The following is an 18,147-nucleotide window of genomic DNA, read 5'->3' as shown; positions in this document are numbered from 1 at the left end:
CGAAACGGAAGGGAAGCCGCGCCGCCGGACGGCACGCGCTGACGCGCGGCGCCGCCGGGGCACGAACGCGATGCGTGCTCAGCCGCCCGACTTCTCGAAGCGGCGCAGCAGTTCGTCGCCGCGCGAGGCGGCCGAATCGAGCGCGTCCTTCGGCGACTTCTTCTGCGCCCAGACCTGTTCGAACTCCTCGTCGACGACCGTGCGGATCTGCGGCATGTTGCCCAGCCGCAGCCCCTTCGTGTACGGCAGCGGCGGCTTGTTCAGCATCTGCTTGATCGCGGTTTCGGCACTCGGGTTCTTCGCGTAGAAGCCCTGCTGGCGCGTCAGGTCGTACGCGGCGGTCGTGACCGGCAGGTAGCCGGTGTCCTGATGCCACTTCGCGGCGACGGCAGGCGTTGCCAGGTACGCGAGGAATTTCGCGACGCCCTTGTAGGTCGCCGGATCCTTGCCGGCCAGCACCCACAGGCTCGCGCCACCGATGATCGCGTTCTGCGGCGCGCCCTTCACGTTCGCGTCGTACGGCATCATCCCCGTGCCGTAGCTGAACTTCGCGAATTTCTGCACGTTCGCGAGCGCCCCCGACGACGTCGTCAGGATCCCGCAGTCGCCGCTGTAGAACTTCGCCGACGCTTCATCCTTGCGGCCCGCGTACGTGAACGTGCCGTCCTTCGCCATCTCCTGCAGGAACGCGACATGCGCGATCTGCTGCGGCTTGTTGAACTCCAGCACGGCGTCCGTACCGTCGAAGCCGTTGTTGCGGCTCGCGAACGGCAGCCCATGCCACGCGCTGTAGTTTTCGAGCTGGATCCAGCCCTGCCAGCCGGTCGTGAAGCCGCAGGCCATCCCCGACTTGCGCAGCTTCTCGGCATCCGCCTTCACGTCGGCCCACGTCTTCGGCGGCTGGTTCGGATCGAGGCCCGCCTTCTTGAACGCGTCCTTGTTGTAGTACAGCACCGGCGTCGAGCTGTTGAACGGCATCGAGACCAGGTGGCCCGTCTTCGCGTCGCTGTAGTAGCTCGCGATGGTCGGCACGAACGCCTTTTCGTCGAGCGTCACGCCGGCCTGCTTGAACACGTCGTGGACCGGCACGACCGCCTTCTTCGCCTGCATCATCGTCGCCGTGCCGACTTCATACACCTGCAGGATCGCCGGCGCGTTGCCGCTGCGATAGGCCGCGATGCCGGCCGCGAGCGCCTGGTCGTAGGTGCCCTTGAAGACCGGCACGATCTTGTAGTCGCTTTGCGACGCGTTGAACTGATCGGCGATCGCATTGACCCGCTCGCCGAGCGCGGCCTCCATCGCATGCCAGAACTGGATTTCCGTCGCGGCGAGCGCGACGTGCTGCACCCCGAACATCAGCGCGCCACCGAGCGCGATCGACCGGACCAGTGTCCCCGCAGGCTTCTTCTTCATCGACCTCTCCTATGAAAACGTTACCAACAGCGTGTGCAACATCCCCGTCGCCATTGAACCGGCGAAGTCTAGTGATCGTTTGTGACAGTCAGTTGTCGTTGATGACGAACAGGCGCTGGTATTCCTTCAGCGCGAAGCGGTCGGTCATGCCGGCGATGTAGTGCGCGACGAGACGCGGTTGCTGCGCCGTGTCGTCGGACTGGTACGGCGGCGGCAACAGGCGCGGATCCTCGATGAACGCGTCGAACAACCCCGTGACGACGCGTTGCGCCTTGCTCGCCATGCGCATCACCTTGTAGTGGCGATACAGGTTCTTGAAGAGGAAGCGCTTGAGGGCCGCTGCCTGCGCGGCAACCTCGGGGCTGTGCGACACGAGCGGCGGTGCGTCGCGCACGTCGTCGAGCGAGGCGGGCGCGGCGCGCACGAGATTGCGCGTCGTCTCGTCGATCAGATCGACGATCAGCGTGTTGATGATCCGGCGCACCGTCTCGTGCACGAGGCGGCGGCCTTCGAGGTGCGGGAATTCGGCGAGCGCCGCTTCGTAGTGACGCTGCCACAGCTCGACTTCCGCGAGCTGTTCGATCGTGATCAGGCCGGAGCGCAGGCCGTCGTCGACGTCGTGGTTGTTATAGGCGATCTCGTCCGCGATGTTCGCGAGCTGCGCTTCGAGCGACGGCTGGCGGCCCTGCAGGAAGCGCTCGCCGAGCGCGCCGAGCTTGCGCGCATTCTCGCGCGAGCAGTGCTTCAGAATGCCTTCGCGCGTCTCGAAGCACAGGTTCAATCCGTTGAACGCGCCGTAGTGCTCCTCGAGCTCGTCGACCACGGCGAGGCTCTGCAGGTTGTGCTCGAAGCCGCCGTGCTCGCGCATGCACGCATTCAGCGCGTCCTGCCCGGCATGGCCGAACGGCGTATGGCCGAGATCGTGCGCGAGCGAGATCGCTTCGACGAGATCCTCGTTCAGGCGCAGGTTGCGCGCGACCGAGCGCGCGATCTGCGCGACTTCGAGGCTGTGCGTGAGGCGTGTGCGGAACAGGTCGCCTTCGTGATTGACGAAGACCTGCGTCTTGTATTCGAGCCGGCGAAACGCGGTCGAATGGACGATGCGGTCGCGATCGCGCTGGAATTCGGTGCGCGCCGCCGGCGGGGTTTCCGGATGGCGGCGGCCGCGAGACTGCGACGCGTGCGCGGCATACGGAGCGAGATGGGCTTCCAGCGCCGCCAGCGTCGGCGGCTCGGCCACCGGCGCGGTGGATGCGCGGCCGGCTTCGGGCAGTGTGCTGCTGGATGTCTCGCTCACGTCTCCTCCATGTCAGGGGCGCCGGGGCATCCGGGTCGCCGTTAGCGCGTCGTCTGCGCCAGTGTAGCGAATACCGCTTCGTCCGGCGCCTGCGTGATCAGCGTATCGCCGAATCGCTTCAGCAGGATGAACTTGATCGCGCCGGCCTCGGCCTTCTTGTCGACGCGCATCAGATCCATGTAGCGCGCGTCGCCGAGCGCGGGCCCGCGGGTCGGCAGATGCGCGGCCGCGATCACCGCATCGAGGCGGTGCCGCGACGCTTCGTCGAAGAGACCGAGCCGCACCGACAGGTCGCCGGCCATCACCATCCCGCAGCCGACCGCCTCGCCGTGCAGCCATTCGCCGTAGCCGAGCCCGGCCTCGATCGCATGGCCGAACGTGTGGCCGAAATTCAGAATCGCGCGCAGGCCGCCTTCGCGCTCGTCGGCCGCGACGACGCTCGCCTTGATCTCGCACGAACGCTTCACCGCATGCGCGAGCGCAGCCGGCTCGCGACGGTTCAGCGCATCGACGTTCGCCTCGATCCAGTCGAAGAATTCGGCATCGGCGATCGCGCCCGTCTTGATGACTTCGGCGACGCCCGCCGCCAGTTCGCGATCGGGCAGCGTCGTCAGCGCGCCGATGTCCGCGATCACGGCCTGCGGCTGGTAGAACGCGCCGATCATGTTCTTGCCGAGCGGGTGATTGATGCCCGTCTTGCCGCCGACCGACGAATCGACCTGCGACAGCAATGTGGTCGGTACCTGGATGAACGGCACGCCGCGCATGTAGCACGCGGCGGCAAAGCCCGTCATGTCGCCGACCACGCCGCCGCCGAGCGCGACGAGCGTCGTCTTGCGATCCGCGTGATCCGTGAGCAGACCGTCGAAGATCAGGTTCAGCGTTTCCCAGTTCTTGTACGCCTCGCCGTCCGGCAGCACCACCGTCGACACGCGCTTGCCGAGCGGCGCGAGCGCCGCGCGCAGCGCGTCGCCGTAGAGCGGATCGACCGTCGTGTTGGTGACGATCGTGACGGACGAACCCTTGATGTGGGGAGCGAACAGCTCGGTGCGGCCAATCAGGCCGGCGCCAATATGAATCGGATAGGCGCGGTCGCCCAGATCGACGTTGACGGTAATCATGCTTGTAGCGGCTTGGCGATGACGCCGGCCAGTTCGAGTTGCATCAGCACCATGTTGACGAGACCGTTGACTGATGGACGGCCGGTCTCGATGACGAAATCCGCGCATTCGCGGTACAACGGGTCGCGCACTTCGTACAGCGCTTCGAGACGCCCCTTCGGATCTTCCGTCTGCAACAGCGGGCGGTTCTTGTCCTTGCGCGTGCGCAGCCACAGATCGTGCGGATTCGCGCGCAGGTAGACGACGATGCCGTTGGTTTTCAGGCTGTCGCGATTTTCCGGGCGCAGCACCGCGCCGCCGCCCGTCGCGAGCACGATGTTCTCGCGCTGCGCGAGATCGGCGATTACCTGCGTTTCGCGATCGCGAAACCCGGCCTCGCCCTCCAGCTCGAAGATCACCGGAATGCGCGCGCCCGTACGGGCCTCGATTTCGTGGTCGGAGTCGAAGAACGTCCTGTCGAGACGACGCGCGACCGCACGGCCCACGGTGGTCTTACCCGCTCCCATAAGGCCGACGAAAAATACGTTTGCATGTGGGTCCCGCGCTTGCAACGGCTTCCTCTGCTTCAATCTTGCTGGTGTGTGGCGCAGCTTACTGGCAAAGCGGCTGCCTTGTCGAGCCTGCGCCGGCGGCTTCCGGCCCCGTTTTCTCGGCGCCTACGTCGCTCGTGTCGGGTGCACTGCAACGCGCATCGACGACGGTCGGCGTGATGAAGACGACCAGTTCGTTGCGCTGGTCGCGCTGCGCGCGGTGCCGGAAAAGCGCGCCCAGAAACGGTATTTTGCCCAAGAGCGGCACGCCCGTCACATCGTTCCGGTTCAGTTGTTCATAGATGCCGCCGATCGCGACCGTCCCGCCATTCTCGACCTCGACGCGCGTCTGCACATGCTTCGTATGGATGGCGGGGCCGGCCGCGGTCGGCTCGCCGACGCTGTCCTTGGTTACGTCCAGATCGAGCACCACGCGCCCGTCCGGCGTGATCTGCGGCTCGACCTCCAGCTTGAGCGTCGCGCGACGGAACTGCACACCGCTCATGCCATTGCCGACCTTCGCCTGGTACGGCAGCTCGGAACCCTGTTCGACGATGGCCTTGACGCGGTCGGCCGTCACCACCCGTGGACGCGAAACGATCTGGCCCCGCCCCTGCGCCTCGAGCGCACTCAGCTCGATATCGAGTACGCGGCTGAGCGGCGCGGCGAACAGCGTGAAGCCGGCGGTCGCCGCGTCGAAACCGCCGAGCGGCCGCCCGGCGAGATCCAGCGCGTTGCGCGCGTCCGCCGTGAATGAAGCGCCCTCGGCCGACGACGGTCGCCCCTGCGCGCGCAGCGCGACGCGTGCGCCAAGGTTGCGCGAGAAACCCTGCTCGCCCTCGACGATGCGGGCCTCGATGCGGACCTGCCGCGACGGCCGGTCGATCGCGTCGATCAGGCCCGCGATCTGACTGATGCGCGGCGCGAGATCGGTCACGAACAGCAGGTTCGTGCGCGGATCGGCCGCCGCGGCGCCGCGCTTCGACAGCAGGCGCTGGCCGGTCGCGCCGGCCAGCAGCCGTTGCACGTCCTGCGCGCGCGGATAGTGCAGCGCGAACGTACGGCTCGCGAGCGGCTCCAGATCGGCGGCCCGCGCATGCATTTCGAAGCGCTCGCGTTCGCGCGCAGCCAATTCGGCTGCCGGTGTAACCCAGATCACGTTGCCGCGCCGGGACATCGCGAGCCCGTGCGTGTCGAGCAGCGTGTCGAACGCTTCGCGCCAGCGGACATTGTTCAGACGTAACGTCACCGTGCCGCGTACCTGCTCGCCGACGACGATATTGAGCCCCGTGAACCGCGCGATCGCATCGAACGCAGCCGCGAGCACGGCGCCGTGCAGATTCAACGAGATCCGCCGCGCGTCGTCCGCATCGCCGGGTGGCCGCGCCGCGGCATCGCTCATCCGGACCGGCGGCGCCAGCGGGATCGGCGACCCCTCCAGCGTGAGGGCCGGCGCGGCGGTTTCCGTCTGCAGCGCCGCACGCGCCGGCTGATCGAACGGCGATGGGCCGGCGTCCTCCGCTACGGCGCTGTCCACGCCGTCAGCCACGCGCAGCGGCTGCGGCAAACCCGGCGCCGACACATCCGTCGACCCGGCCGGCCACACCGCCGGCAGCGGCGGCAACGACGCGCTTGCGTCAGCCGCCGTCACGCCGGCCCAGATGATAAACACCCAACAGCCGTGTTTCGTCATGGCCGGCCTCCGTCGTCCAGGACGAGCCGCTGCGATCCGTCCACCGTCGCGAGCGTCACGGCGGTGCGATCGACGCGCACCACGCGCGCGGCCCCCAGCACCTCGCCAGGCGCAACGGCCGTGAACGCGCCGTCGCCGTCGTCGAACAACGCGAGACCGGTACGCGCATCGCGAATCGTGCCGGCAAGGCGGGCCGCGCGCCCCGCTCCTTCGGTCGGGCCAGCCTCGCCGAACGGATCGGCGTCGGACGCAGCGGCACGAACCGGCGTGTTGGCCGCCGCGGCCGTTGTCGCCGGCAGCGCCGGAAACACGTCGACGGACATATCCACCCGCGCCGCCGACATGCCACGCTCGATACGCAGCGCCGACGGTACGGCCAACACCGGGAAGCGCGCCAGCCCGCCGACCATCTGCTCCAGCGCGCGCAAACCGCCATCCGCGAAGATGTGCACGGTGCGTCGGTCGTCCGGTGCCGCGCCATCGGCGCGCTGCGGCTCGATCGACACGCCGTGCAGCCCGCTCGACGCAGCGAGATCGGCCAGTTCCAGCATCAGCGCTGCCCATTCCGGCGCATGCGGCAAGCGCTCGTCGCGCGCCGACGCACGATGTCCGTCGCGCCGTTGTCCGGCGGAGGCAAGCACGCGTTGCGCGTCGCCCGCACGCGCCTGCGCCGCGGCGAGCAACGCGCGGCTGTGTGTCAGCCCGCTCCAGTCGGCCGCATTCGCCAGATGAATGCCGCCTGCCAGCACGGCAACGAAAGCCAGCACGCAACCCGCGGCATGCATGGCCGCCGGCGACACGCGCGGCATGCGGTCCAGCCCCGCGCCTGCGCGCAGCGCCGGCCAATGCACGAGCGCCGTCATGCACCACCTCCCGACACCGTCCGCGACGACATCGCGTCGTGCCAGCGCAACTGCACCGAGAACCGGAACGGCATCCCGGCCGCGGAAGCCGGCGCATCCGAGACAGGCTTCAACGTCTCGATATCGATCCGCCAGTCGCGCTGCTCGCGCGCCATCGCGGCGAGCCACCGCGCAGCCGCCCGGTAACTCGCGGCGCGCGCATCGAGCGCGGCGCCGGTCGTCGTCATGCGCAACGCGTCGAGCCGGATATGATCGGCGCGCACATGCTTCAGGGTCGCCAGCAATCCTGCCACGCGCCGGTAAGGCGCGGCCAGCGCCGCCGCCTGCGCGTCGCGCCGCTCGATCGTAGCGGCGGCATTGGCGGCGCGCGTCGCAGCAGCCACCTGTGGCTGCGACTGCCGCAGCCGTGCCTCCACGCCGGCGCGCTCTGCGTCCACCCGCCACCGCGACAACACGGCAGCGCCCGTCCACAGGCCGGCGCCGAGCACGCCGAGCAGAATCGCCACACCGCACTGCGCGACCCGGCGACGCCGCAACGCCTGCGCCAATCGCTCGCGATACGGCAGCAGGTTGAAGTCGCCGAATACCGCCCGTACCGCCTCCTCGGCTGCCTCCGCCGCGCCCCCGTTTGCCGCCACGTGACCGGCGATCATTCCCACACCCCGCGCAACGCCAGCCCGAATGCGACGGCAAACGCCGGGCCGCCCGGCATGCCGGCGCGCACGCACGGCTGGCCGTCCCAGCCCGTGCAGTCGAACGGGACCACCGCCGTGCCGAGCACATCGCCAATCTCGGCGATGGACGTATCGAAGCGCGCGATACATCGCTCGTCTCCGGCGACGAGTACGCAACGCACGGCCCCGAGCACGCGCCGGCGCAATGCATCGGGCAGTGCCTCCGGCAACGTGCCGGACAGTGTGAGCACCGGGACGATCGACGGGCCGTCGATTCGCCAGCCGCGCACGCCCGCGTCGCAGAACCAGAGCACGGCGTAGGCGCCCTGCGCGTCGAGTTCGAACTGCGCGGCATAGCGCAGCGCGCGCAGCACGGCGGCCGACTCGCCGTCAATCACCGTCAGGTCGATACCGGCCTGGGCGGCCACGTCGATCCGCCGCTCGAGCAGCGCCAGCGGCGCCACCGCCACCGCGATCTCGCCGGACCGCGCGCCGCCGTAGTGCCGCCAGTCGAACGCGAGACTGTCCGGCGCCAGCCCCGAGATGCGTTCGGCCGCCTGCCGCGCGGCGTCCGGAATGTCGCCGCGCCCGGCCAGATCGAGCGTCGCGGTACGCATCTCGTCGTCGTGCAGCGCCATCACGCCGCGCGCGTCGCACCGAACATCCGACGCCGACAGCCGCGACACGGCTGCCGCCAGCGACCGCGCGACCGCCGCCCACCTCGCGTCTTCCGGCCCGCCCGCCAAGCCGACCGGTTCCCGCTCGAGCCCCTCGACGCGCACATCCGCGTCCCTGCCGCGCCGGCTCAGCACGGCCACCCTCACTTCGTGCGCACCGACGTCGATTCCCGTCGACCGGTGCCTGCCCTGTGCAAACCGCGCCACCCATCGTCCTGCCATCCCAGCCTCCCGAGATCGTCGCGGCCCACGCCGCGTTTCCGAGACCTGATTCTGCAAAGCGACGCATGCGGCCGACAGTCGGCCAAACGGCCAGCATCCGCTCGCGACGGCCGTGCACGGACTATGCTGACGGCACGCCGACCCGCGGCTTTCCGACGGGCGGCCCCTGCGTCAGGACCGGTCTTACCGGGCAGCTATAATCGCGGGACTGTTTTCCGGTATGCCTATGCAATCCACGACTCCTACGTCCCCGCCTCCCGCCCCGGAGCCGAAGAAGCGGCCCTGGTGGCAAAAAGTCCTGCTCGGCTTCGCCGCGATGTGCGTGGCCGTCGTCGTGGCCGGCGGCCTCGTGCTCGGCTACGCGCTCGTCGTGGCGTGGCCGAACATGCCGTCGCTCGACGCGCTGACCGACTATCGGCCGAAGGTGCCGCTGCGCATCTATACGTCCGATCACGTGTTGATCGGCGAATTCGGCGAGGAGCGCCGCGACATCGTCCATTTCAAGGACGTACCCGACTCGCTGAAGAAGGCGATCCTCGCGATCGAGGACGCGCGCTTCTACGATCACGGCGGCGTCGACCTCACCGGCATCATCCGCGCGGGCTTCGTCGCGCTGACGAACGGCCACGCGTCGCAGGGCGCGAGCACGATCACGATGCAGGTCGCGCGCAACTTCTTCCTGTCGAGCGAGAAGACCTACACGCGCAAGATCTACGAGATGCTGCTCGCGTACCGGATCGAGCGCGCGCTGACGAAGGATCAGATTCTCGAGGTCTACATGAATCAGATCTATCTCGGTCAGCGCGCGTACGGCTTCGCGAGCGCCGCGCGCGTGTATTTCGGCAAGGACCTGAAGGACATCACGCTCGCGGAAGCCGCGATGCTCGCGGGGCTGCCGAAGGCGCCGTCCGCGTACAACCCGGTCGTGAACCCGAAGCGCGCGAAGGTGCGCCAGGAATACATCCTGCAGCGCATGCTCGAGCTGAACTTCATCACGCGCGAACAGTACGACGAAGCCGCCGCGCAGCCGCTCGTCGTCAAGGGTCCGGGCCGCGATTTCAGCGTGCACGCCGAGTACGTCGCCGAAATGGTCAGACAGATGATGTACGCGCAGTATCGCGAGGAAACCTACACGCGCGGCTTCAACGTCGTCACGACGATCGATTCCGCGGACCAGCAGGTCGCGTACACCGCGCTGCGCAAGGGCATCATGGATTACGAGCGCCGCCACGGCTATCGCGGGCCGGAAGGCTTCATCGAGCTGCCGGCCGGCGCCGACGATCGCGAACAGGCGATCGACGACGCACTGCTCGAGCATCCCGACAACGGCGAGCTGATCGCCGCGGTCGTGACGGCCGCGAGCCCGCGCCAGATCACGGTTGCGTTCATCGACGGCAGCAATGCGACGATCGAAGGCGACAACCTGCGCTTCGCGTCGGGTGCGCTGTCCGCCAACGCGCAGCCGAACCGCCGCATCCGCCCCGGCGCGATCGTGCGCGTCGTGAAGAACGACGCCGGCAAATGGTCGATCACGCAGTTGCCGCAGGTCGAAGGCGCGTTCCTGTCGATCGTCCCGCAGGATGGAGCGATCCGCTCGCTCGTCGGCGGCTTCGACTACAACAAGAACAAGTTCAACCACGTCACGCAGGCGTGGCGGCAGCCGGGTTCGTCGTTCAAGCCGTTCATCTACTCGGCGTCGCTCGACAAGGGCCTCGGGCCGGCCACCGTGATCAACGACGGCCCGCTGTATTTCAGCGCCGCGGAAACCGGCGGCCAGCCGTGGGAGCCGAAGAACTACGGCGGCGGCTTCGAGGGCCCGATGTCGATGCGCACCGCGCTGCAGCGCTCGCGCAACCTCGTGTCGATCCGGATCCTGAACCACATCGGTACGAAATACGCGCAGCAATACATCACGCGCTTCGGCTTCGATGCCGACCGCCATCCGGCCTACCTGCCGATGGCACTCGGCGCCGGCCAGGTCACGCCGCTGCAGATGGCGGGCGCGTATTCGGTCTTCGCGAACGGCGGCTATCGCGTCAATCCGTACCTGATCGCCGAAGTCACCGATCCGAACGGCGCGATCGTCGCGCGCGCGCAGCCGCTCGTCGCCGAGCAGAACGCGCCGCGCGCGATCGACGCGCGCAACGCCTACGTGATGAACAGCCTGCTGCAGAGCGTTGCACAGCGCGGCACGGGCGCGCGAACCAACGTGCTGAAGCGTACCGATCTCGCGGGCAAGACCGGCACGACGAACGATTCGCACGACGCGTGGTTCGCCGGCTACCAGCACACCCTCGCCGCGATCGCGTGGATCGGCTACGACAATCCGCGCAGCCTCGGCGATCGCGAAACCGGCGGCGGCCTGTCGCTGCCGGTCTGGATCGACTACATGGGCGCCGCGCTGAAGGGCGTGCCGGAGTTCAAGCCGACGGCGCCCGACGGCGTCGAATCGCTCGGCGGCGAACTGTACTTCACCGAGTTCACGCCCGGCCACGGCTTCGTGTCGACGGTCGGCGTGCCGCAGGCGCCGGCCGCGCAGAACGTCGACGAGGCCGTGCCGCACGTCGACGAGCAGGAAAAGCAGGACATCATGAACCTGTTCCGCGGTCACTGACCCGCGGCCCGGCCATGAAAAAAGCGCCCCGCGGGGCGCTTTTTTCATGGGCACGGCGTTCGGGGCGCAGCCCCGGCCGTCACGCGCTGAACGTGATCGGCAGACCGGCCTGCTGGGTCGCGTACTCGGTGAGCGCCGAGAAAAACTCGGTGCCCGTGCGCGTATCGCGCCATGCGCCGTCGATGAAACGGTAGTGGAATCCGCCGGCCTTCGCGGCGATCCACACTTCCTTCATCGGCGGCTGCAGGTTGACGATGATCTTCGAGCCGTTCTCGAACGTCAGCGTCAGCACGCTGCCGTTGCGCTCCAGATCGATGTCGTGATCGCCGTCGTTCGCAGCGTCCACGGTACGCTCGACGGCCGCCAGCACGGCCTCTGCACGGGCCAGGTATTCAGTATCGGACATGCTAAACTCTATCGGTTAAATTGTTCAGGAACGATCATGCGAGTCGTTTTCCGGATGAGCGCGATTGTAGCGGCTTTGGCGATTCTTGCCGGCTGCGGTCAAAGCGGCGCGCTCTATCTGCCCACCGTGCCTCCGATGCCCAAGCCGATCCAGCAGCAGGACACGCCGCCGTCGGACGTGAAACCGACCGACGAAAACGCGTCGTCCGACGAGTCGCCCGACACGTCCGGCTCGCCGCTCACGCTGTCGCCCGAGTTGTCGAGCAGTGCATCGACCATGCCCGCCCCGGCGTCGGGCCCGGCCGCCACGAAGTAACGACGCGATGCCGCCCGCGCGGCGCTCGATACAAGGCGATGACTTCCCGGTCATCGCCTTTTGTTTTTCGGGGCCGCCCCGTCACCCGCGCACGCGCCGCCATCCCCACGCCACCAGCCGCCAACCGAGCAGCGCGGCGACGATCGCCGCGTAGAGCTTCGGCTGCGCGAGATCGTGCTTGCCGGCCCGCATCCACCAGAAGTGCAGCACGCCGAACAGCGCGATCGCGTAGATCGTGCTGTGCAGCGTCGCCCAGTGGCGACCGAGCCTGCGCACCATCGCACGCGGCGACGTCGCGGCAAGCGGAATCAGCAGCACGAACGCCGCGAAGCCGACCGTGATGAACGGGCGCTTGCCGACGTCCTTCAGGATCGCGACGACGTCGAACCATTTGTCGAACCACAAGTAGGTCGTGAAATGCAGCGTCGCGTAAAAGAACGCGAATAATCCGATCATCCGGCGAAAGCGCAGCAGCGGCGCGAAACCCGTCATGCGCCTCACCGGCGTGACGGCAAGCGTGATGCACAGCAGGACGAGCGTCCACAGCCCCGTCGAGCGCGTGATGAATTCGATCGGGTTCGCGCCGAGCCGGTCGGTGAGCCCGAACAGCACGATGCGCGCGAACGGATAGAGGCCCGCCGCGAACACCAGCACCTTGGCCGGTGCGAGCCAGCGCGGCGCGGCGGGACGAATCGCACCGGCCCGCGCCGCGCGCGCGGCCGGCCCGGCGCCCGCGGCGCGCGCGGGCGTGAGCGTCGAAGGAGGCATGTCGTTTCTCACGGTCACGCTCAGAAATTCTTCTTCAGGTCCATGCCCTGATACATCGATGCGACCAGATCGCCGTAGCCGTTGAACATCAGCGTCTTGCGCTTCGGCGTGAAGAAACCGTCCTCGCCGATGCGCCGCTCGGTCGCCTGGCTCCAGCGCGGATGATCGACGTTCGGGTTCACGTTCGAATAAAAGCCGTATTCGTTCGCGGCGTACGTGTTCCAGCTCGTCTTCGGCTGCTTGTCGACGAAGCGGATCTTCACGAGCGACTTCGCGCTCTTGAAGCCATACTTCCACGGCACGACGATCCGCACCGGTGCGCCGTTCTGGTTCGGCAGCACCTGCCCGTACACGCCCATCGTCAGCAGCGTCAGCGGATTCATCGCCTCGTCCATCCGCAGCCCTTCCGAATACGGCCAGTCGAGCACGGGCGTCGACAGGCCCGGCATCTGCGACGGGTCGGCCAGCGTGACGAACTGCACGTATTTCGCGTTGCCGGTCGGCTGCACGCGCTTGATCAGCTCGGACAACGGCACGCCGACCCACGGAATCACCATCGACCAGCCCTCGACGCAGCGCAGCCGGTATACGCGCTCCTCGAGCGGCGCGAGCTTCAGCAGTTCGTCGAGATCGAACACCTTCGGATGCTGCACCTCGCCTTCGACACTCACGCGCCACGGGCGCGGCCGCAGCGTGCCGGCGTTCTGCGCCGGGTCGCTCTTGTCGGTGCCGAATTCGTAGAAGTTGTTGTAGGACGTGATGTCCTTGAACGGCGTCACCTTGTCGATGGCGACGAATCTCGGGTTGGTTTTGGCCGCCAGCTTCGCCGCCCGCGGGTCGGGCGACGCATATGCGGCGAGCGCCGCGCCGCTGGTGCCGAACAGGCCGCCCGCGGCCGCGAGGCCGGCTGCCTGCAACACGCGCCGCCGGTTCTCGAATACCGCGCGCGGCGTGATCTCGCTCGGCGCGATATCCGCGCCGGTCAGTACGTTACGCAAAGGGCGTTTGATCCACATCGTGCAGCTCCTCCCGCATGCGCGGCGCGCACGCTTCATGAGCGTTCGACCCGGCCCGTCACGCGCCGTTCGACGCCCGGTTCGCCCGCCCGTTACAAAAGAAAACCGCCGGGCACGCAGTGCACCGGCGGTCATATGGTCGGACGAGCGGCGGAAATCTTACAGCTTGCCGTAGCTGTGCAGCCCGGACAGGAACATGTTGACGCCGAGGAACGCGAACGTCGTGACGAGCAGGCCGGTGAGTGCCCACCAGGCAGCCACCGCGCCGCGCAGGCCCTTCATCAGCCGCATGTGCAGCCACGCCGCGTAGTTCAGCCAGACGATCAGCGCCCAGGTTTCCTTCGGGTCCCAGCTCCAGTAGCCGCCCCACGCTTCGGCCGCCCACAGCGCGCCGAGGATCGTCGCGATCGTGAAGAACGCGAAACCGACCGCGATCGACTTGTACATCACGTCGTCGAGTACTTCCAGCGTCGGCAGGCGATCGGCGAGGATCCCGCGCTCCTTCGTCAGGTACGCGACCGACACCATCGCCGACAGCGCGAAGCTGCCGTAGCCGATGAAGTTCGCCGGCACGTGGATCTTCATCCACCAGCTTTGCAGTGCCGGCACGAGCGGCTGGATCTGCTGCGCATCGCGCGCGACCGAGTACCACATCAGGAAGCCGACCGCCGCACTGATGACCAGCAGCACGAACGCGCCGAGCGAACGCGTGCCGTAGTGGCCTTCGTAATACAGATAAAGCAGCGCGGTGATCAGGCTGAACAGCACGAACACTTCATAGAGGTTCGACACGGGGATATGCCCGACGTCCGCCCCGATCAGGTAGGACTCGTACCAGCGCACCATCAACCCCGTGAAGCCCATCAGCACGGCGACCCACGTGAGCTTCTGGCCGATCGCGGCGCCCGTTTCCGAGCGCGCGAGCAGGCCGATCCAGTAGAAGATCGTCGCGAGCACGAACAGCGCGCTCATCCACAGGATCGCCGACTGGCTCGACAGGAAATACTTGAGGAAGAACGCCGAATCGGCGCGGGCGAGATCGCCCTGGTAGATCTGGATCGACAGCAGCGACAGCACGGCGATCGACGCCATCATCAGCCGCGCGGGCTTCCAGCGCCAGCCGAGCGCGACGAGCGCCGGCACGGCGCCGACCATCACCGCCTTGTCGTAGTAATCCATGTGCGCGTTGTAGTGCACGAGCGCGTAGCCCGCGCCCGCCACCAACGCCAGTGCGAACAGCCAGTCGAACAGCGACAGGCGCGCGAGGAACGGACGCTCGTCGAACAGCGGCGACGATGCCGGCGCCGGGGCCGGGGCCGACGCCGTACGGGAGGAGGAAACTTGCGTGAGATCCATGATGTTACCGGGTGGAATTCTCGGAATCGGAACCGCCGCCGGCAGGCGGGCGGGCCGTCGAAGCCGCACCGGCGGGCGCGGCGTCGCGAGGTGCGGCGCGCAAGGCGGCGCCGGCCGCGTCGCGCGTCTGCACGAATTCTTTCTCGAAATCGAAGGTCTTGCGGGCCGTGGACATTGCCATCACCACATCGACGCCCGAACCGGCGTCCTTCAGCCAGAACCAGAGTCGCCGCTCGCGCACGTAGAACATCGAGAAGATGCCGGCGACCAGCAACAGGCTGCCAAGATACACCAGATTCTTGCCGGGTGCGCGCGTCAACTGAAATACCGAAGCTTGCACCTGCTTGAACGAGTCAAGCTGCAAATAGACCGGCGATCCATACAAAAAGCTGTCGGATAGCGCATTGATCGCGTTCTGCACGAAGCGGATCGTGTCGGTGCCCTGCTGCGCGGCCGGCTCGCCGGCTCGCTCGCGAGCGATCTGCCAGACCTCCCACATCGAGCCCTCGAGCATCCGCAGCAACAGGCTCGCGGCCTTCTCCTGCTCGCCCTTCGGCACCGAGCGGTCGATGAAGGTCGCCACCGCCTGGAAGCCGCCGACCGGCTGACCGTCCGCCCCGCGGCCGATGCTGTCGTCGCTCGCAGAAAAAAGGGTCAGCACCTTCGACGCGCTGTCCTGCAGGCGGCCGCGCAGCGACGCGTCGCCCGGCAGCGAGCGCTGCGCGAAGCGCGCGGCGGCTTCGGTGCGCACGGCCGGATCCTCGAGCGCGGCGCGCAGGCGCATCCATTCGCCGATCGAATCCTGGCTGTCGGCCGGAATCCGCATGTAGCGGAACGGATCGTTCGGGCTCGCGCGCACGCCGGCGAGGAACACGCGCTCGCCGTTCATGTCGACGGGCAGCATGTAGTTGTTGAATTCGCGCGCCTGGCCGTCCTTGCCGCGGATCTTGTACTGCACCGACGGGCCGATGTTGTGGAGCTGCGTCGGCTTCGACGTCTTCGCGCCCGAGCCGAGCCGCTCATCGAATACTTCCTTCAGCGAGCTCGTCGTCGCGACGCCGCGCACGTCCGGCTTGCCGGTCGCGTCGGCCATGTTCTCGACGTTGATCGCGCGGAAATCGGAGAACTCGATCGTATCGCCGTCGGCGCCCGGGACCTGCAGCGGCGCCGAGCTGCCGATCGTGCCCTTCACGGGTACGGTCGCCGCGTGGCTGCCCGTCATCGGATAGGCCGTCATCTGCATCTGCGAGCCGCCGTCCTGGAAGCTCGACTGGTAGATCGACACGCCCTTGTACGTGAACGGCTTGTTGACCTCGACCCGCGCCGGGATCTTCCGGCCGGTCTCGCGATCGATCACGACGATGTCGCTCGCGAACAGCTTCGGCATGCCCGTCGTGTAGTAATCGACGATGAACTTGTCGAGCTGGATCGAGAACGGCAGATCCTGAATCAGCGAGCCGCTCGGCTGGTTCAGGATCGCGGTCGACACGAACTGGCCCTCCGGCACCCACGCATAGCCGCGGAACGTCGGGTTCGACGCGGACAGGCGATGGTCGGGCGAGATCTCGCTGATCGTCGCGCTCGTGTTGACCGGGCTCTTGCCGAACATCCACATCTGGAATTTGATCGGCAGGTTGCTGTCGAGCAGGCCGCCGATACAGATCACGACGATGGCCAGGTGCGCGGAGATGTAGCCCCACCGGGTCATCGCGCCGCGCTTCGCGGAGATCAGCGTCGCGCCGCCGGTTTCACGCACGACGTGCTTGTAGCCGGCCTTCGTGACGAACGTGGCGAGCGTCGCAGCGACGGTCGCGCGCGTGCCGGACGCCGTGTACTCGGCTTTGTGGTGGAACGCGCGCAGGCTGCCTTCGCGGACCTTGTCCTTCCAGCTCTTCGCATCGGCGAGCATCTTCGGCGCGTTGCGGATCACGCACAGCGAGATCGACGTGACGAGGAAGATCAGGATCAGCATGAACCACCACGCGCTGTACACGTTGTACAGGCCGAGCGAGCGGAAGATGTCCGCCCAGAACGGCCCGAACTGGTTCACGTAGTTCGGATACGGATCGTCCTGGGTCAGGACCGTGCCGATGATGCTCGCAATCGACAGCACCACCAGCAGCGCGATCGCGAAGCGCATCGAGCTCAGCAGCTCGACCGCGCGTTTCGACGCACCCTGACTCGACTTCGACTGCAACCCCGACGTGGTAACGCTCATTCAAACTCCGACTAAGGGGAAACAGCCCCCACGCTCACTATGTTCGCTTCGGGGGCGCAGCCCCCATCGCCCGCAAGCCTCTCCATCCCGGCTCGGCCCGGCGAGTGCCGACAAAAAAGAAGGGCGAGGCAACCGCGACGACGCGGCGCCCCACCCTTTTCTTGTTCTGACGCCGGCCGCCCTTCGGGCGCCCGGTCATTCCATTCGCGGCTGACCGTTCAACGCAGGCCCGCGATGTAATCCGCGACGGCCTTGATCTCGGTATCCGACAGCCGCGACGCGATCTGATGCATCGCCTCGTTGTTGTTGCGCGCACCGGCACCTTGCTGGAACGCGGTCAACTGCGCGACCGTGTAATCGGCCCACTGCCCCGACAGACGCGGGTACTGGACCGGGATCCCCTGCCCCGTCGGCCCGTGGCAGCTCGCGCAGGCGGGGACGCCCTTCTCCGCGATGCCGCCGCGATAGATCTTCTGGCCGACCGGCACGGTCGCCGCGGCGCGTGCGGTACCGAGCTTCGTCGTCTGCGACCCGTAGTACGCGGCGACGTTGCGCATGTCGTCCGCGCTCAACGCGCTCGCGAATCCGACCATCACCGCGTTGTTACGCACCGGCCCCTTCGCGCCCGGCTGCGTCTTGAAGTCGTTCAACTGCTTGACCAGATATTCGGGATGCTGGCCGGCAAGCTTCGGGAAACTGCCCGACGCGCTATTGCCGTCGGCGCCGTGACACGACGCGCAGACCTGCCCGGCAATCGCCTTGCCGCGGTCGAGATCCGGCTTGGCCGCATCTGCCGCGTTTGCCTCCGCTACGAAACCTACGAACCCTGCTGCAACCTGAAGCACCATCAGAGACTTGCACAGTCGATTCATTCGCACACCCTGTTTCGTCTTGTGGGAATTTGAGGTTCTGCAAAAAACGACGGCGTTCAGTCTACCGCAGAAGCCACATAAAAGCGCGAGGC

Annotated in this window: 16 protein-coding genes; 2 read left to right on the top strand and 14 right to left on the bottom strand. The window is 67.4% G+C overall.

Features of this window, described 5'->3' with window-relative positions; genetic code table 11:
- Positions 1 to 78: 78 nt before the first annotated feature.
- The 8 genes from ugpB to CFB46_RS05700 form a co-directional block, all read right to left on the bottom strand.
- Entirely contained in the window at positions 79 to 1,413 is a 1,335-nt protein-coding gene (ugpB, locus tag CFB46_RS05735) for a sn-glycerol-3-phosphate ABC transporter substrate-binding protein UgpB (RefSeq protein WP_027783323.1), read from the bottom strand.
- An 88-nt stretch (positions 1,414 to 1,501) separates the two neighbouring features.
- Positions 1,502 to 2,710: a deoxyguanosinetriphosphate triphosphohydrolase gene (locus CFB46_RS05730; RefSeq protein ID WP_089499479.1), complete on the bottom strand. Its 1,209-nt coding sequence runs from the start codon at positions 2,708 to 2,710 to the stop codon at positions 1,502 to 1,504.
- A gap of 41 nt (positions 2,711 to 2,751) precedes the next feature.
- Complete coding sequence (gene aroB / locus CFB46_RS05725; protein WP_089499478.1) at positions 2,752 to 3,831, bottom strand: 3-dehydroquinate synthase; 1,080 nt, start codon at positions 3,829 to 3,831, stop codon at positions 2,752 to 2,754.
- Positions 3,828 to 4,382: a shikimate kinase gene (locus tag CFB46_RS05720; protein WP_027783320.1), complete on the bottom strand. Its 555-nt coding sequence runs from the start codon at positions 4,380 to 4,382 to the stop codon at positions 3,828 to 3,830. Before CFB46_RS05720 ends, aroB begins: the two co-directional genes overlap by 4 nt.
- A gap of 40 nt (positions 4,383 to 4,422) precedes the next feature.
- Positions 4,423 to 6,054 carry a type IV pilus secretin PilQ gene (gene pilQ, locus CFB46_RS05715; RefSeq protein ID WP_089499477.1) on the bottom strand — a complete coding sequence of 544 codons (1,632 nt, stop codon included), beginning with the start codon at positions 6,052 to 6,054 and terminating at the stop codon, positions 4,423 to 4,425.
- A complete protein-coding gene (locus tag CFB46_RS05710; RefSeq protein ID WP_089499476.1) occupies positions 6,051 to 6,917 on the bottom strand; it encodes a pilus assembly protein in 867 nt (288 codons plus the stop codon). The genes pilQ and CFB46_RS05710 overlap by 4 nt, the downstream gene beginning before the upstream one ends.
- Positions 6,914 to 7,570: a fimbrial protein gene (locus CFB46_RS05705; protein ID WP_089499475.1), complete on the bottom strand. Its 657-nt coding sequence runs from the start codon at positions 7,568 to 7,570 to the stop codon at positions 6,914 to 6,916. Before CFB46_RS05705 ends, CFB46_RS05710 begins: the two co-directional genes overlap by 4 nt.
- Positions 7,567 to 8,490, bottom strand: a complete 924-nt coding sequence (locus CFB46_RS05700) for a competence protein ComA (protein WP_089499474.1) — start codon at positions 8,488 to 8,490, stop codon at positions 7,567 to 7,569. The genes CFB46_RS05705 and CFB46_RS05700 overlap by 4 nt, the downstream gene beginning before the upstream one ends.
- Positions 8,491 to 8,716: 226 nt before the next feature.
- On the opposite strand from CFB46_RS05700, the gene CFB46_RS05695 reads away from it, so the two are divergent.
- Positions 8,717 to 11,104, top strand: a complete 2,388-nt coding sequence (locus CFB46_RS05695; RefSeq protein ID WP_089499473.1) for a penicillin-binding protein 1A — start codon at positions 8,717 to 8,719, stop codon at positions 11,102 to 11,104.
- A gap of 79 nt (positions 11,105 to 11,183) precedes the next feature.
- On the opposite strand, the gene cyaY is transcribed toward CFB46_RS05695, so the two are convergent.
- A complete protein-coding gene (cyaY, locus tag CFB46_RS05690; protein ID WP_027783314.1) occupies positions 11,184 to 11,510 on the bottom strand; it encodes an iron donor protein CyaY in 327 nt (108 codons plus the stop codon).
- Positions 11,511 to 11,546: 36 nt separating this feature from the next.
- Between cyaY and lptM the strand changes: the two genes are divergently transcribed.
- Entirely contained in the window at positions 11,547 to 11,825 is a 279-nt protein-coding gene (gene lptM / locus CFB46_RS05685) for an LPS translocon maturation chaperone LptM (RefSeq protein ID WP_027783313.1), read from the top strand.
- Positions 11,826 to 11,906: 81 nt separating this feature from the next.
- Here the strand turns inward: lptM and msrQ are convergent, their stop codons facing one another.
- The 5 genes from msrQ to CFB46_RS05660 form a co-directional block, all read right to left on the bottom strand.
- Positions 11,907 to 12,593: a protein-methionine-sulfoxide reductase heme-binding subunit MsrQ gene (msrQ, locus tag CFB46_RS05680; RefSeq protein WP_089499472.1), complete on the bottom strand. Its 687-nt coding sequence runs from the start codon at positions 12,591 to 12,593 to the stop codon at positions 11,907 to 11,909.
- Between the two features lie 20 nt (positions 12,594 to 12,613).
- Positions 12,614 to 13,609, bottom strand: a complete 996-nt coding sequence (msrP, locus tag CFB46_RS05675; RefSeq protein WP_089499560.1) for a protein-methionine-sulfoxide reductase catalytic subunit MsrP — start codon at positions 13,607 to 13,609, stop codon at positions 12,614 to 12,616.
- A gap of 159 nt (positions 13,610 to 13,768) precedes the next feature.
- On the bottom strand, positions 13,769 to 14,965 hold the full coding sequence (ccsB, locus tag CFB46_RS05670; RefSeq protein WP_089499471.1) for a c-type cytochrome biogenesis protein CcsB: 1,197 nt from the start codon (positions 14,963 to 14,965) through the stop codon (positions 13,769 to 13,771).
- 4 nt (positions 14,966 to 14,969) lie between these two features.
- Complete coding sequence (locus CFB46_RS05665) at positions 14,970 to 17,183, bottom strand: cytochrome c biogenesis protein ResB (RefSeq protein WP_089499470.1); 2,214 nt, start codon at positions 17,181 to 17,183, stop codon at positions 14,970 to 14,972.
- Between the two features lie 218 nt (positions 17,184 to 17,401).
- Positions 17,402 to 18,055: a c-type cytochrome gene (locus tag CFB46_RS05660; RefSeq protein WP_089499469.1), complete on the bottom strand. Its 654-nt coding sequence runs from the start codon at positions 18,053 to 18,055 to the stop codon at positions 17,402 to 17,404.
- Between the last annotated feature and the right edge of the window lie 92 nt (positions 18,056 to 18,147).

It is taken from the genome of Burkholderia sp. HI2761, assembly GCF_002223355.1.
Classification (GTDB): domain Bacteria; phylum Pseudomonadota; class Gammaproteobacteria; order Burkholderiales; family Burkholderiaceae; genus Burkholderia.
This window is presented reverse-complemented; position numbering and strand designations above follow the sequence as displayed.